14 protein-coding genes and 1 pseudogene are annotated in these 13,327 nt (G+C 60.7%); 4 read left to right on the top strand and 11 right to left on the bottom strand.

The window, feature by feature from the left end; genetic code table 11:
* Positions 1 to 203: 203 nt before the first annotated feature.
* The 8 genes and pseudogenes from greA to LMT64_RS03725 form a co-directional block, all read right to left on the bottom strand.
* Positions 204 to 671, bottom strand: a complete 468-nt coding sequence (greA, locus tag LMT64_RS03760) for a transcription elongation factor GreA (RefSeq protein WP_126351552.1) — start codon at positions 669 to 671, stop codon at positions 204 to 206.
* A gap of 140 nt (positions 672 to 811) precedes the next feature.
* The gene (locus LMT64_RS03755; protein ID WP_126351551.1) at positions 812 to 1,951 is read right to left on the bottom strand and encodes a type IV pilus twitching motility protein PilT; all 1,140 of its coding nucleotides are present in this window, start codon (positions 1,949 to 1,951) and stop codon (positions 812 to 814) included.
* 161 nt (positions 1,952 to 2,112) lie between these two features.
* Positions 2,113 to 3,116 (bottom strand): annotated as a pseudogene (locus LMT64_RS03750) (IS630 family transposase).
* Between the two features lie 104 nt (positions 3,117 to 3,220).
* Positions 3,221 to 4,090, bottom strand: a complete 870-nt coding sequence (panC, locus tag LMT64_RS03745) for a pantoate--beta-alanine ligase (RefSeq protein WP_126352179.1) — start codon at positions 4,088 to 4,090, stop codon at positions 3,221 to 3,223.
* Positions 4,090 to 4,458, bottom strand: coding sequence for a phage holin family protein (locus LMT64_RS03740; RefSeq protein ID WP_126352180.1), 369 nt, complete (start codon positions 4,456 to 4,458; stop codon positions 4,090 to 4,092). The genes panC and LMT64_RS03740 overlap by 1 nt, the downstream gene beginning before the upstream one ends.
* Positions 4,459 to 4,530: 72 nt before the next feature.
* The gene (gene gluQRS / locus LMT64_RS03735) at positions 4,531 to 5,424 is read right to left on the bottom strand and encodes a tRNA glutamyl-Q(34) synthetase GluQRS (RefSeq protein ID WP_126352181.1); all 894 of its coding nucleotides are present in this window, start codon (positions 5,422 to 5,424) and stop codon (positions 4,531 to 4,533) included.
* A 10-nt stretch (positions 5,425 to 5,434) separates the two neighbouring features.
* A complete protein-coding gene (locus LMT64_RS03730) occupies positions 5,435 to 5,692 on the bottom strand; it encodes a hypothetical protein (protein WP_126352182.1) in 258 nt (85 codons plus the stop codon).
* Complete coding sequence (locus tag LMT64_RS03725) at positions 5,692 to 6,303, bottom strand: ParA family protein (protein ID WP_126352183.1); 612 nt, start codon at positions 6,301 to 6,303, stop codon at positions 5,692 to 5,694. The genes LMT64_RS03730 and LMT64_RS03725 overlap by 1 nt, the downstream gene beginning before the upstream one ends.
* Positions 6,304 to 6,407: 104 nt before the next feature.
* Between LMT64_RS03725 and LMT64_RS03720 the strand changes: the two genes are divergently transcribed.
* On the top strand, positions 6,408 to 7,256 hold the full coding sequence (locus LMT64_RS03720) for a PIG-L deacetylase family protein (protein ID WP_126352184.1): 849 nt from the start codon (positions 6,408 to 6,410) through the stop codon (positions 7,254 to 7,256).
* Between the two features lie 60 nt (positions 7,257 to 7,316).
* On the opposite strand, the gene LMT64_RS03715 is transcribed toward LMT64_RS03720, so the two are convergent.
* From LMT64_RS03715 to LMT64_RS03705, 3 genes are read right to left on the bottom strand one after another with little or no spacing between them, the layout of a single operon-like run.
* Positions 7,317 to 7,646 (bottom strand): roadblock/LC7 domain-containing protein, encoded by a 330-nt coding sequence (locus LMT64_RS03715; protein ID WP_126352185.1) that lies wholly within the window; start codon positions 7,644 to 7,646, stop codon positions 7,317 to 7,319.
* Positions 7,643 to 8,020, bottom strand: a complete 378-nt coding sequence (locus LMT64_RS03710; RefSeq protein ID WP_126352186.1) for a roadblock/LC7 domain-containing protein — start codon at positions 8,018 to 8,020, stop codon at positions 7,643 to 7,645. Before LMT64_RS03710 ends, LMT64_RS03715 begins: the two co-directional genes overlap by 4 nt.
* Positions 8,020 to 8,370: a roadblock/LC7 domain-containing protein gene (locus LMT64_RS03705; RefSeq protein ID WP_126352187.1), complete on the bottom strand. Its 351-nt coding sequence runs from the start codon at positions 8,368 to 8,370 to the stop codon at positions 8,020 to 8,022. Before LMT64_RS03705 ends, LMT64_RS03710 begins: the two co-directional genes overlap by 1 nt.
* A 168-nt stretch (positions 8,371 to 8,538) precedes the next feature.
* Between LMT64_RS03705 and LMT64_RS03700 the strand changes: the two genes are divergently transcribed.
* From LMT64_RS03700 to LMT64_RS03690, 3 genes are all read left to right on the top strand, one after another.
* The gene (locus tag LMT64_RS03700; protein ID WP_229253367.1) at positions 8,539 to 9,495 is read left to right on the top strand and encodes a hypothetical protein; all 957 of its coding nucleotides are present in this window, start codon (positions 8,539 to 8,541) and stop codon (positions 9,493 to 9,495) included.
* Between the two features lie 311 nt (positions 9,496 to 9,806).
* Complete coding sequence (gene gyrA, locus LMT64_RS03695) at positions 9,807 to 12,233, top strand: DNA gyrase subunit A (protein ID WP_126352188.1); 2,427 nt, start codon at positions 9,807 to 9,809, stop codon at positions 12,231 to 12,233.
* A gap of 349 nt (positions 12,234 to 12,582) precedes the next feature.
* Complete coding sequence (locus LMT64_RS03690; RefSeq protein ID WP_126352189.1) at positions 12,583 to 13,209, top strand: helix-turn-helix domain-containing protein; 627 nt, start codon at positions 12,583 to 12,585, stop codon at positions 13,207 to 13,209.
* The last annotated feature ends 118 nt before the right edge of the window (positions 13,210 to 13,327 follow it).

The raw sequence follows: 13,327 nt of genomic DNA, 5'->3' as shown, positions 1-13,327 counted from the left end.
ACAGCTTAAAGCATTTCGCTGAGATGTCCAGCCCCCCGTGATCTGCCTGCCCGCCAGAGTGTCGCACGCCACACCCCACAGAACCCTTCCAAGCCAGGCAACCGATCAAAAACTGCGCCACCACAGCGGGCAGCGCAGATCAGATCGATTGGGTTTAAGTCAGCCAACCGCAATGTGAAGAGTCGCATGCCTCCTGGCTGACTTTACTCGTAGCTGACGCTCACCACTTCAAACTCGGTGTCACCCTTGGGACCAGGAACTTTGACCTTGTCCCCTTCGGAAGCGCCCAGGAGCGCCTTGCCGATGGGGCTGGCATCGCTGATTTTTCCGGCACGCACGTCCGCCTCAAAGGTCCCGACCAGCTCGAAGGTGCGCTCTGTCCCGCCACTGCGGACCGTTACCTTGGCACCTAGGCCAGCGCCGCCTGCTGCATCTTCCGCAACGATCATGGCACGCTCCAGCTGGTCTTCCAGATCACGGATGCGGGCCTCATTCTCGCTCTGCTCCATGCGGGCTTCGTCGTATGCGGCACTTTCACGCAGGTCACCGTCAGCGATGGCGCGGCCCATGTTCTCGCTGATCTGCTCCCGGCGGGTGGTTTTGAGATGGTGCAGCGTTTCTTTCAGGCGGTCATAGCCGCGCTGGGTGATGGAAATTTTGGGTCCTGTCATAGCATTCCATTGTATCTGAATTGCAGTGACCCTGGCTGTCAGTAGGCTGCACCTGGCCGCCCATCACAGGCCAGACCAAATGGACCCCCCTCTCCAACATCCGGGAAGGCCCCTATGGGTTCCAACCTGAGTACGGCAAGTTAACGGCCAAACGACTTGCGCCCGAATCCCTGTGCCACATGCTCATGCTCCATTTCTTTTTCACCTTCGAAGTCAGCCTTGGTGACCAGCAGACGAAACTCGTGGGGGCTGGTCGCGGCTTCCTGACCCTCTTCCATGGAAATGATGCCTTCCATATACAGCTGCGCCAGATGCTGATCGAACGTGACCATCCCGCGCAGGTTGTCTTCCACCATAGCATCCTTGATCAGCGGAGTCTTTTCTTCATCTTTGATGCTCTCCACGACCAGCGGCGTCCCCAGCAAAATCTCCATCCCTAAGGCCCGGCCCCGGCCATCTTGACGGCGCAGCAAACGCTGTGACACGATTCCGATCAGCGACTCTGCAAACAGGCTACGGACCTCATCACGCTCGTGCGGCTGAAAAAAATCTACGATCCGGTTGATGGTCCGCAGAGCATCCTGGGTGTGCAGCGTGGAAAGCACCAGGTGACCCGTCTGAGCGGCAGTGAGGGCCGCTTCCACCGTCTCTTTATCGCGCATCTCCCCAATCATGATCACGTCGGGGTCCTGACGCATGGCATATTTCAGCGCCGTGCGGAAATCACGGGTATCCACGCCGACCTCCCGCTGCACCACGATGGATTTGCGGTTGCGGTGCATGATTTCGATCGGATCTTCGATGGTGATGATGTGCTTGGAAGAGCTGCGGTTGATGTGATCTACCAGGCTGGCCATCGTGGTACTCTTCCCCGACCCGGTCGGTCCTGTGACCAGAATCAGGCCACGCGCCGAGTCGGCCATGGTGCGCATGACATCTTCAGGCAGGCCCAGTTCCTCAAAGTCAGGAATCTGGTCGCGCACCACCCGCATCACAATGCCCACCGAGCCACGCTGACGAAAGACATTAACGCGCAGACGGCCATGTCCTTTGAGGCTGTAGGCCGAGTCGATCTCATGACGGAATTCGAAATCTTCCCACTGCTCCGGTGTCAGTAGGGCCTGGGCATAGGCCGCCGTGTCCTCTGGGCGCAGCACGTTGGAACCGAACTGAATCAGGTCGCCATTGACCCGGCCCACTGGAGGACTGCCCGCCTGAAGGTGAACATCACTCGCTTCGGCATTCATCATCTCGGTCAAGAGTTCATCAATCTGGATCATGTAAGGTCTCCTGGTGGCGGTTGACACAGCGGTCAGAATGCGGCTGGCTGCCTGGTGGGATATGGCTGCAGTATGCCGTATATGTGCCTTACATGAGGCACACAACAATGTCGTGTCGATGCACCACACCAGCAGGGCGGATCAGCGTGATCCGAAAAACACTATTGATAGCGGCGTAAGTTGGCGTCCATAAGCTGACGGGGCAGGTGAATATAGCGGACCCGCTGCCAGGCGGTGACAAGCCTCTTTTTCAGCGCTCTTATGGAGTGGGCACAAAAGTTCCCCAACACATTGCGCTTGACGTAGGCCCACACCAACTCGATCGGGTTCAACTCTGGAGCATACGGAGGCAGAAAGATCAGAGAGAGGCGTTCGTGGGAACCCACGAACGCCTGGGTTACTTTCGCGTGATGAATTCTCGCATTGTCCAGCACCACGACGATGTTCTGAACTTGGCGCAGGATGTGCCCAAAGAATCGTATGACTTCTCTACTCCGGATCGCTCCGGATATTGTGTGCTGGAAGAATCGTCCATCTGAAGTGATCGCCCCAATCGTTGAAAGCTTCTCCCAGTTTGCTCTGAGCTTGACCAGGGGCGTGACGCCCCCTCACCCCCCATGTCCGTCGCTGGACTCCTTTCAGAGAGAATCCGACTTCATCCAGATAGATGATTGTGGCTCCCTCAGCGACCTTTTTTTTCCAACTCCGGCAGCACCTGTTCCCGCCAGGATGCGATCCGAAGTTCGTTCCGCTCAGCGGCCCGCCCATCTGGCATCTGTGGGCTGAAACCCAACTTTCGTAGGATTTTGCGGACGTGATCATGGTGGTACCACACATCAAAGTGCCGCCCGATGAGCTCTGCCACACGTTTTGTCGTCCAGGTTTCGTCAGGAAACCCATGCTGCAGAGCACCCTCCTGCAGGAGGGTGCGAAGCTGGTCGTGCTGAGACTCAGTCAGTCGAGCAGGACGACCAGAGCTGACCGTCGCTTGCAAGCTTCCCTTCTTTCTGAGCCGAGCACTCCAAGAAGTCACCGTGAGCACGGAGACGCCAAAGTGAGCAGCGATTTCGCGGTGTGTGTGGCTGCCTTGCTGCAGCCACTCGGTAGCAGCCAGGCGCCGCTCCTCAAGTTGGGCACGAGAATATTGGTTCGGTTGCCATTCCACAGTCCCTAGAGTTTAGCAGCGCATACTTACGCCGCCAACAATAAGCCAAGCGTGGAAAGTTTCAGAGTGATGCGAGCATCCAGATTTCTGGACGATTCAGCTCTTTAAGCCAAGGGGGCAACCAGCGGCATGTTGTCAATGAACCGCACCCCATGCAGGCGGCCTGCGAAGACCAGACGGGCCTCGGCGGCCTGTTCAGGGCTGAGGGAACCCTCCAGCGGCTGCAAGTCACGGTCTAAGAGCAGGAGATAGTCCAGTTGCACGGGTTGCTGGGCCAGGACATTCAAACCCACCTGCCTTAGCTTGTCCGCTTGGGCCTCTCCACCCTGATAAGCCGCCTGCATGGCCCTGAGCGCCTGCGAAATCACAGCGGCATGAAGGCGGCCCTCGTCGGTGAGATAAGAATTACGGCTGCTCAGCGCCAATCCACTTTGGGCCCGTACTGTCGGCACTCCGACAATCTCGGTAGGCACCCACAGATCACGCACCATATGCCGGACCACCGCCAACTGCTGCCAATCCTTCTCGCCGAAGTAGGCCCGCTGCGGCTGGACCAGATTCAGCAGCATCAGAACCACGGTGGCCACACCGTCAAAGTGCCCAGGACGCGACGCCCCTTCTACCCGGGTACTGAGGCCCGATACCTGTACCCGGGTCGCGTGACCTTCCGGATACATCGCCCCGGCATCGGGGTGAAACAACAAGGCTGCCCCAGCTTGGGCCGCCACCTCACGGTCACGGTCCAGGTCACGGGGATAGGCTCCCAGGTCATCGGTGGGCGCAAACTGGGTAGGGTTCACGAAGACACTGACCACCGTCAGGTCATTTTCGGCAGCGCTGCGGCGGATCAGTTCGCCGTGGCCGTCATGGAGATAGCCCATCGTCGGGACCAGGCCTACCGACTGACCCTGTGACCGTGCCGACTGCAGTGCATCACGGAGCTCGGCTGGAGTGGTCACCAACTCCAGGGGCATCAGTGCCGCTCTCCACCTGAGCGGAGTGGCCCAGTGATCAGATTCAGCACCCAGGACACCAAGCTCAGCAGCAGAGCACCGACCACGGCTGCGCCCAGACCAGTGACTTCCAGCGCAGTGAATTGCGCCGTCAGCCACAGCATCAGCCCATTCAGCACCAGTGCGAACAGTCCCAGCGTGAGCACCGTGATCGGTAGGGACAGCAGCCCCAGCACCGGACGGACCAGGGCATTGACCAAGCCCAGCACCAACGCCGACAGCACGATTTCTACCCAGCCCGTGCCGGGGACAAAGTAGACGCCGCTGTACAACTGGCTGACGGCATACAGCGCCAGCGCACTGACGATCAGGTTCAGCAGAAAATTCATGCGGGCAGCATAGCGCTCAGTGCTGTAGGTCAGGCCTCTTAGGCCAGGTGTGCAGCAAACCCTTAAGACGCATCACAACGGTTGCTCAGTCACCCCTGCCCACTCACGCCACAGCGGCAGGAGCTCGGCGGCCTGAACTGCGTCTGGCACCTGCCACCCCAGGGAACGGGCCAACTCGGCCAGCACCCGGCCTGGGTCCGCCCCCCCTTCGCGCAGGTCACGCAGCGGGGGTGCTCCGCCACGCTTAGCCAGGCGCTCCCCCTGGTAGTCGGTCATCAGCGGCACATGCCAGGAGCGGGGATGGGCCAGCCCCAACGCATCAGACAGCGCCGCCTGGCGGGGGGTAGCTGGCCACAGGTCGGCCCCACGCACCACATCGGTAACGCCCATATCAGCGTCGTCCACAACCACAGCGAGGTGATAGGCAAACACACCGTCACTGCGGCGCAGGACCAGATCGCCTACCTCCTGTGGCAAGTGCTGACAGAGCTGCTCGGCACTCAGGGCGTCGGTCACGCACACGGTCCAGTCGGGTATCTGCCAGCGCAGAGCCGCGGGACGGGTAGGGTCAGCAGGGGTGCGCCGACATGTCCCCGGATACACGGGTTCTCTGCCGTGCGGCGCACCCGCCGAATCCTGAATGGCGACCTGTATCTCGCGGCGCGTACAGGTACACGGATAGGTGTCCAGCTGAGCCAGCGCCTCAGCGTACAGCTCCAATCGCTCCGATTGCAGGTACTCGGCGTCCCAGTCCAGCCCCAACCATTCCAAGTCACAGCGGGTCACATCGTAGGCCCAGGGGCGTACCCGCCCGGTGTCCAGATCCTCGAAACGCAGCAGGTGACGGCCCCCCAGGGCGCGGCTGTGCAACCAGGCCAGCAGCGCCGTACGGATATTGCCCAGATGCAGCGCCCCGGTGGGACTGGGAGCATAACGCCCAGTGGGGACAGCCTTTCCTGCTGTCACACCCTGCCGCCTACGCCCCGCTCTGGTGCTCTTGCAGCCAGTTCAGCAGCAGATCATCTACCAGTTCACTGAGGCTTTCGCCGCCGCCCTCTTTCAGCTCGCGCCAGACGGCCCGCACGGTTTCGCGCCGCACATACACCACCTCCAGCTGCGGCTGCTCAGCCTCAGGCTGTTCCTGCTGTACTTTGCCGGCTTTCTTGCCTGACTTCTTCTTCTTTTTGCCGGCCTTGACCGCCCCCGCCTGTTCCAGATAGTCAAAGCGGCTCATCACAGCACCTCGCGCGACAGCGCCAGCAGGTCGGTCCAGGCCACGTCAGCGCGGTCATCGCGCACATCGCGGCACAGCACGCCCAGATCAGCGGCCTTCTGGTAGGCCGCATAATGACGCACAGCGGTATTGGCCACCCGAATGCCCAGTTCGCGCAGATCCTCGCGGGCCGTTTCAGCGGCATGACCGACGGGGGGTACGCGGGTCAGCACCACCATGCTGCGGCGACTCGCTTCAGGCCAACCACCCAAAAAGCTCATCAGCTCGTGGGTCGCCTCCAATTCCAGCGGGGACATACCACTGGGAACCAATACCAGATCGGAACGCTGAGCCAGCTCGGTCAGCTCCTTGCGTTTGGGACGACCTTCCGTATCCACAATTACGGCGTCCAGGCGGGCCAGTTTCTTGGGTTTGACCTCTTCCGGGTCCAGCACAGGAAAGGGCAATCCCGGCCCCCGCGCCTGCCAGCGCAGCGAACTGCCCACCCGACCGTCTTCATCAATCAGGGCCACGTCCAGGCCGCGCTCGGTGAGCGCTCCTGCCAGGTGAATGGCCAGGGTGCTTTTTCCTACTCCTCCTTTTTCAGAAGTGATGGCTATAACTTTGGGCATGACACAAATCTAACCCACGGTCCGGCCAATCCGGCGCTGCATTTGAGAAAAAGTGTACACAGTTCAAACATTCCCACCCCAGGCAGCGGGCTACACTGCCCCGCATGACCGCTTTGCCGTGGACCCCCCAGAACAATGCCCAGGCCCGTATCATGGCCATTTTTGCCCACCCAGACGACGAAGCCTTTTCAGTGGCCGGCACGCTCACCGCCTACGCCGAAGCTGGGGCGGAGGTCTGGGTGGTGTGCGCCACACGGGGCGAGGCAGGCAAAATGACTGATCCCAGCATGACCGTGGACGACCTGGGGCAGCAGCGCGAGGCTGAACTGCGCGAAGCCTGCCGCATCATGGGTATTCAGCCACCTATTTTCCTGGACTACCACGATTCAGGCCGCTTCGAACGTACCCGTCATGACGACGCCAATGCCCTGATGAATGTGGATGTGCTGGATATTGAGGACAAACTGCGTGACCTGATCGCGCAACACCAGCCACACATCCTGATCACTTTCGATCCGCACGGGGGCTACGGCCATGTGGACCACCTGCAAATGCACCGGGCGGCGGTGGGAGCCTTCTTCTCTACCGGGCATCTGTCCTACGGCGGACCCCAGCGGCTGTACTACACCGTCTTCTCGTCGGAGGTCGCCCGCCACCTGAACATGATGGACTCGGAGCGCACACTAGAGCCGGAGCGCTACGGCATCAGTGAACACACCGCCGCCGCCCGGCTGAACGTAACTCCCTGGGCCGAGCAGAAAAAAGCCGCCCTGGCCGCCCACGGCACGCAGATGGGACCCGGCAGCGCCCTGGGCCGCCTGGCCCCGGAGCAGCGCCAGCAGTTCGAAGCGCAGATGCTGGGCCAGGAATGGTATTCGCTGGGCGGCACCCGTACACCAGTAGCCGAATACCCGTTGCCAGACCTGCTCAGTGGTGTGGATACGAGTAACTGAGTAGAGAGGAGGGCTGGGGCGGCAAAATTGCAGCCGCCCTGGCCCTCCTCTTTTCGTTCTTCAGTTCGTCAAGCTGTCTAGTACGCGGCCCACACTCAGGCGCACACGGCCAAGACTGGACAACTCGTCAAAGCCCACCGCCAGCACCTGTCCACTTGGGCCAGGAGTCAGCAACACCGGGCCACTGTCCAGATCCAGTAACAGGTCATTCCAACTGCCCGTCCCCAGAGTCTGTTCCAGGGTCTGAACAATGGCCTGGGCCGGGGTCAGCAGTGAGGCCATGTCCTCGTGATTCCCGGACTGGGCCAGCAATTCACTTTGCGCTCCGAACAGCGCCGCCGAGCGAATGCCGCGCCCTTCGGTCAGGGTACTCAGATCAGGGGTGGTCATACGGCTGCTCCTTGTGCATCTTGATCGTCAGAGAACTGCGGCGGGAGTTGATCCAGGGCATCTTCCATCAACCGGGCCATCAATTGCTGGGCGGCCTGCGTGTCGGTGCCACGCATCAGGGCTGCGGCCAGCGTGTATCCGCCCCGGCTAAGCGTGATGACTTCCAGATTGGCGGTGGTAAAGGCCAGGCGCGACACCTCGCCCACGCCCAGGCGGCGGTCCAGTCGGTTCAGGGCCGAAGACAGGCCACTCAGCTCGGCGGCCAGCAACTCGGCGCCTTCGCCAACAGTGGCCAGCGTCAGACCGTCGGCGCCCAGCAACGCCGCCACCGACAGGCCAGGGACAGCACGCAGCTCTTCCAGCCGGGGGGCCATTACAGCTCGCCTTCTAGGGCGCGGGCGGCGGCGCGAGTATAGACGCGGGCCTGGCCCAGGTTAGCGCTCCCCCCGTCCAGCGCCAGCAACACAAAAAACTGCTCGTTGACCGGAAACAGAAACACGCTGAACTGTTCGCCCCGGATATACAGCTCTCGCGGGCGACCCCCGCCGATCATGCCGTAAGCGTCGCCCGCGCCGCGCATCAGCCCGGCATGTTCGGCGATCAGCAGGTCCAGACTGACCGCTGCGGCGCTGTGACCTTCGACCAGCAGCCCATCCATGCCCCCGATGGCCGCCGCCCAGGCTCCATCCACGTCTTTGACCAGTTGTGTGAGTTGTTGCAGCATCTCGCCCATCATATCTTGCCGCCGCCGCCTAGTGAGCGCTTTTTGAACGCACAGATGCCCCCCGGTTGGGGATTCCCTGCGGGCCTTCTGTCAGAGGCCAGAGGTTTGCCACTGACCTGCACCTCCCCTGATACATCCGCCTGACACACCCGCCCTAACCTGCGCCACATGAAACGTACCCCCTGGCCCCACCACGTCGCCGCTCTTCTGTGCTTTGGCGCGCTGCTCGGCCCCGCAACGGCTCTGGCGTCCGGCAGTTCTGCGCCGCAGCCGCCCACCCCGTTTAGTTTTATCGCTTTTGGCGACATGCCCTATGGCCAGAGCGCCGAGGTCTACCAGCGCTACACCGAACTGCTGCAAGTCATCGACGCCCAGAATCCGGCCTTCAGCGTGCATGTGGGCGACATCAAAAGCGGCTCGACACCCTGCTCGGACGAACTGCTGCGGCAGGTTCGCGACTCGTTTCAGACGCTGAAGCACCCGCTGATCTACACCCCCGGCGACAACGAGTGGACCGACTGCCACCGTGAGAAGGCCGGGAGGTATGATCCGCTGGAGCGGCTGGCCTTTTTGCGCCGCGAGTTCTTCGGGGCAGGCGGCCAGAGCCTCGGAGCCGCGCCCATGCCACTGACCAGCCAAACCGACCTGCCGGAAAATACCCGCTGGCAGCGCGGCGGCGTGACCTTTGCCACCTTGCATGTGGTGGGGTCCAACAACGGTCTGGAGCGCAATGCCCAGATGGCGGGCGAGTATTTCACGCGCAACGCAGCCAACCTCGCTTGGCTGAAGGGAACCTTTGCCCAGGCCCGCGAGTCGGGCAGCGCTGGCGTGGTCCTGGTCATGCAGGCCGACATGTTCGAGCAGCCTGGCCTGAGCGGCTTTGCCGATATGCTCAGCGCCCTCAAGGCCGAGGCAGCGGCTTTTGCTGGCCCAGTGTTGCTGGTGCATGGTGACTCGCACGTGCTGAAATTCGACCAGCCCTTCAACACCTACGACGACAGCAGCGCTCCCAACATTTTCCGGCTGGAGGTTCCCGGTGATCAGCGGATGCAAGCCGTACAGGTGACGGTAGACGCGGCCCGGCCCGAAGTATTCAGCTTCCGGGTTCTGGGCACGCCCAACTGACCCAGGCAGCCCCGACTAAGCAGCGCGGCCCTGAACCGGGCAGCAAATAAAAATTGGCCCTCTGACCCTCGGAGGGCTTTCTTATGGCATTCACGGCCCGCTAGAGGACCAGGTGCGCTAAATTGAGGTATTGGAGAGACGGACTCTATTATGCCAGTAGCATAATGGAGCAGATTTTGTTAGAATATGTGCGAAGTGACCGCTGCCCCCGGAAGTTCCGGAGGAGGGCAGGCGACGCCAATTCTTCCGTTTCCCCTGGCCAGCCCCGTAGCCTCTGCGCTGCGGTGCTTACGGCCCAGAATGGAGTTTGAATGACCGGAATTCTACCCGTGGACATCACGTCCGAAGTCAAGACCAATTTCATCAACTACGCCATGAACGTCATTGTGGACCGGGCACTGCCGGATGTCCGCGACGGCCTCAAGCCGGTGCAGCGCCGGATCATGTACGCCATGATGCTTGAGGGCCTCTACGCCAACCAGAAGCACGCCAAGTCGGCGGCGGTGGTGGGCGAGGTCATGAAAAAGTACCACCCGCACGGCGATACCTCGATCTATGACGCGATGGTGCGCCTGGGGCAGTGGTGGAACATGCGCTATCCGATGGTTCACCCGCAGGGCAACTTCGGGTCCATTGACGGCGACCCGCCTGCCGCCATGCGTTACACCGAGGCCCGCATGACCAAGCTGGCTGAGGAGCTGCTGGCCGACCTCGAAAAAGACACCATCGTCATGAAGCCCAACTATGACGAGACCACCGAAGAACCCAGCGTGCTGCCCGCCGCCGTGCCGAATCTGCTGATCAACGGCGCTTCGGGCATCGCCGTCGGCATGGCGACCAACATTCCGCCGCACAACCTCACGGAGATCTGCAACGGTCTATTGGCGCTGATTGACCGGCCAGACATGACCCTGCTGGATCTAATGGAGCATGTCCCCGGCCCCGACTTTCCCACTGGGGGCCGCATTGCCAAACAGGGCGTGCAGGACGCCTACACCACCGGGCACGCCAGCCTCAAGGTGCGCGGCAAGGCCCGCATCGACGAGAAGAACAACCGCTCGCAGATCATCATTTCCGAGATTCCCTATCAGGTGAACAAGACCAATCTGATTCAGACCATCTCGGCAATGTACAAGGCAGGCAAAATCCCCGATATCTCGGCCCTGCGCGACGAATCGGACCGCAAAGAGCCGGTACGCATCGTGGTGGAACTCAAGCGCGGCGCGATTCCGACCCTGGTGCTGAACCAGCTGTACAAATACACCCAGTTGCAAAGCACCTTTACGGTGATGAACCTGAGCATCGTCAACGGTGAGCCGCGGGTGCTGCCGCTGCTGGACACCATGCGTTATTTCTTAGTCCACCGTCAGGAAGTGGTGACCCGCCGTACCCAATACGAACTGCGCAAAGCCGAGGAGCGCGCCCACATCCTTGAAGGTCTGATCAAGGCGTTGGACCACATTGACGAAGTGATCGCGCTGATCCGCGCCAGCAACACTGGCGGTGAGGCCCGTGACGCGCTGATGGCCCGCTTTGAGCTGTCCGAGCCTCAGGCCCAGGCCATTTTGGATATGCGCCTGCAACGCCTGGTGGGGCTGGAGCGCGAGAAGCTGACCGGCGAGTTCGACGAGCTGCAAACGCTGATTGCCCGCCTGCGCTCGATCCTGGGCGACGAAAAGCTGCTGTGGCGCGAGATCAAAAAGGAGATCCGCGACATCCGTGACCGCTACGGTGACGAGCGCCGCAGCGTGATCACCGACCTTGAAGAAGACATTTCCAAAGAGGACCTGATTGCCGTAGAGGACATGGTCATCACCATGACCGAGGCAGGCTACCTCAAGCGCACTCCGCTGGACTCGTACCGCGCCCAGTCGCGTGGTGGACGCGGTTCACGTGGCGGCAAACTGCGCGAAGAAGACGTGAACACCCGCGTGTTCGTAGGCAGTACGCACGACTTCATGCTGTTCTTTACGGATCAGGGCCGGGTCTTCCACGAGAAAATTTACGATCTGCCCGAAGCTGCCCGCGACGCCAAAGGTTCGCATATCCGCAATCTGCTGCCCTCGCTGCGCGATGACGAAAATATTGCGTCGGTGCAGAGCATCAAGGGTTTCGACGAAGACGGCAGCTTTGTCTTTGCGACCAAAAACGGCATGGTCAAACGCAGCCTGATTACCGACTACGGCAACATCACCTCGGCGGGCCTGATCGCCATCAATCTGCAGGATGATGACGAACTGATCAGCGTAGGCATCGTGAAAAATGGCAGTGACATCGTGCTGGCCACCCAGAGCGGCAAGGCCATGCGCTTTGAGGCCTCGGCAGTGCGCGATACGGGCCGCGCCACCCAGGGTGTGATCGGGATTCGCCTGAAGGGAGATGACCGAGTGGTCAGCATGGCCCTGGTTCCTGAAGGTGCAGACCATGAGCTACTGGCGGTCAGTGAGTACGGCCTGGGCAAACGCACACCCATCAGCGACTATCCCAGCAAGGGACGCGGCGGCCAGGGCGTGATCACGCTGGACGTGACCCCCAAGACCGGCAAGCTGGTCACGCTGGCCCGTGTAGACGGCAATGAAGAACTGATGGTGCTGACCCGTGGGGGTCTGGTCATCCGCACCCGCGTGGAAGAAGTACGCGTCACTGGCCGCAATGCCCAGGGTGTCAAGGTCATCAACCTAAACGGCGACGACTGCGTGATTAGTGCTTTCCCCATCCGCCGCGAAGACGAGCTGTAATCTTCTCCACTTCATTGGCCCTGCTTGATCTAAGCAGGGCTATTTCTTGTGTATTTTTCTGTTTGGTTCCCCCTGCCTGAGATCATGATTTAGGCGTTCTTAGACAACGTCTTCCTTACCACATTGTCCCGTTCAGACCCGGTAGAATTGAAAAATGGCCTGGGGAAATTTCGCCCTTGACAGAATTAATGTGTGATGAAGTTCTATTTCCTCAACAAAATTGTTTACAAAATTGTGACCAAGGTGTACACTTATTCCAGTACTGGGAATGATTCTCAATAGACAGACGTGGGTTCTGTCTCTCATTCCCTCTTAGCCCCGCGCTTACCGGGTGTCACAGGAGGCATCTATGACGCAAGTGACCCAATCCGCAACGAAAACCATCAATGAAAACTACGTCGACACCGTGAGCCACCGCCCCGGCTCGGTCATCTTGTACCCTGGCCCGGCCGATATGTTGTACCGCGTGGTCAGTGGCTTGATCCGCATCCACACCATGGATGACGACGGCAACGGTTTGACCCTGCGCTACGTCAAGCCTGGTGAGTACTTCGGTGAAGAGGCCCTGAGCGGTACCGAGCGTGCCTACTTCGCTGAAGCTGTCACTGACAGCACGGTAGATGTGATCAACCCCGCTTTGATGACCAGTGAGGACAATCTGATGGTCACGGGCCACCTGGTCCGGACCTTGGAGCGTGCTTACGAGAGCATCTTCCGCCTGGTCGGCAAGCGCCTGCGTGCCCGCATCGCTGCCGAACTGCTGGAACTGAAGGACACGGCCCTGGCCACCGAGCTGGAAAGTGGCGAAACCATGATCTACGCCACCCACGACGAGCTGGCCGCTGCTGTAGGTAGCGTGCGCGAAACGGTGACCAAGGTGGTCGGTGAGCTGAGCCGCGACGGCGTGATCAGCGCTGGCTACGGCAAAATCACACTGCGTGACGAAGCGGCCCTGGCAGAGATTGCTGCCGGCTAAGCCAAACTGTAACCACTGATGAGCGCCCGACACCAAGTCAGGCGCTTTTCGTATGTCGCCATGTGTACTCCGCCAAGAACAGAATAAGGCGCCCCCCTTCATATCATGACAGAGCAAA

The organism is Deinococcus radiophilus, from assembly GCF_020889625.1.
Taxonomy (GTDB): domain Bacteria; phylum Deinococcota; class Deinococci; order Deinococcales; family Deinococcaceae; genus Deinococcus; species Deinococcus radiophilus.
Note: the sequence above shows the minus strand (reverse complement) of the source record. Positions and strands in the feature narration are given on the sequence as shown.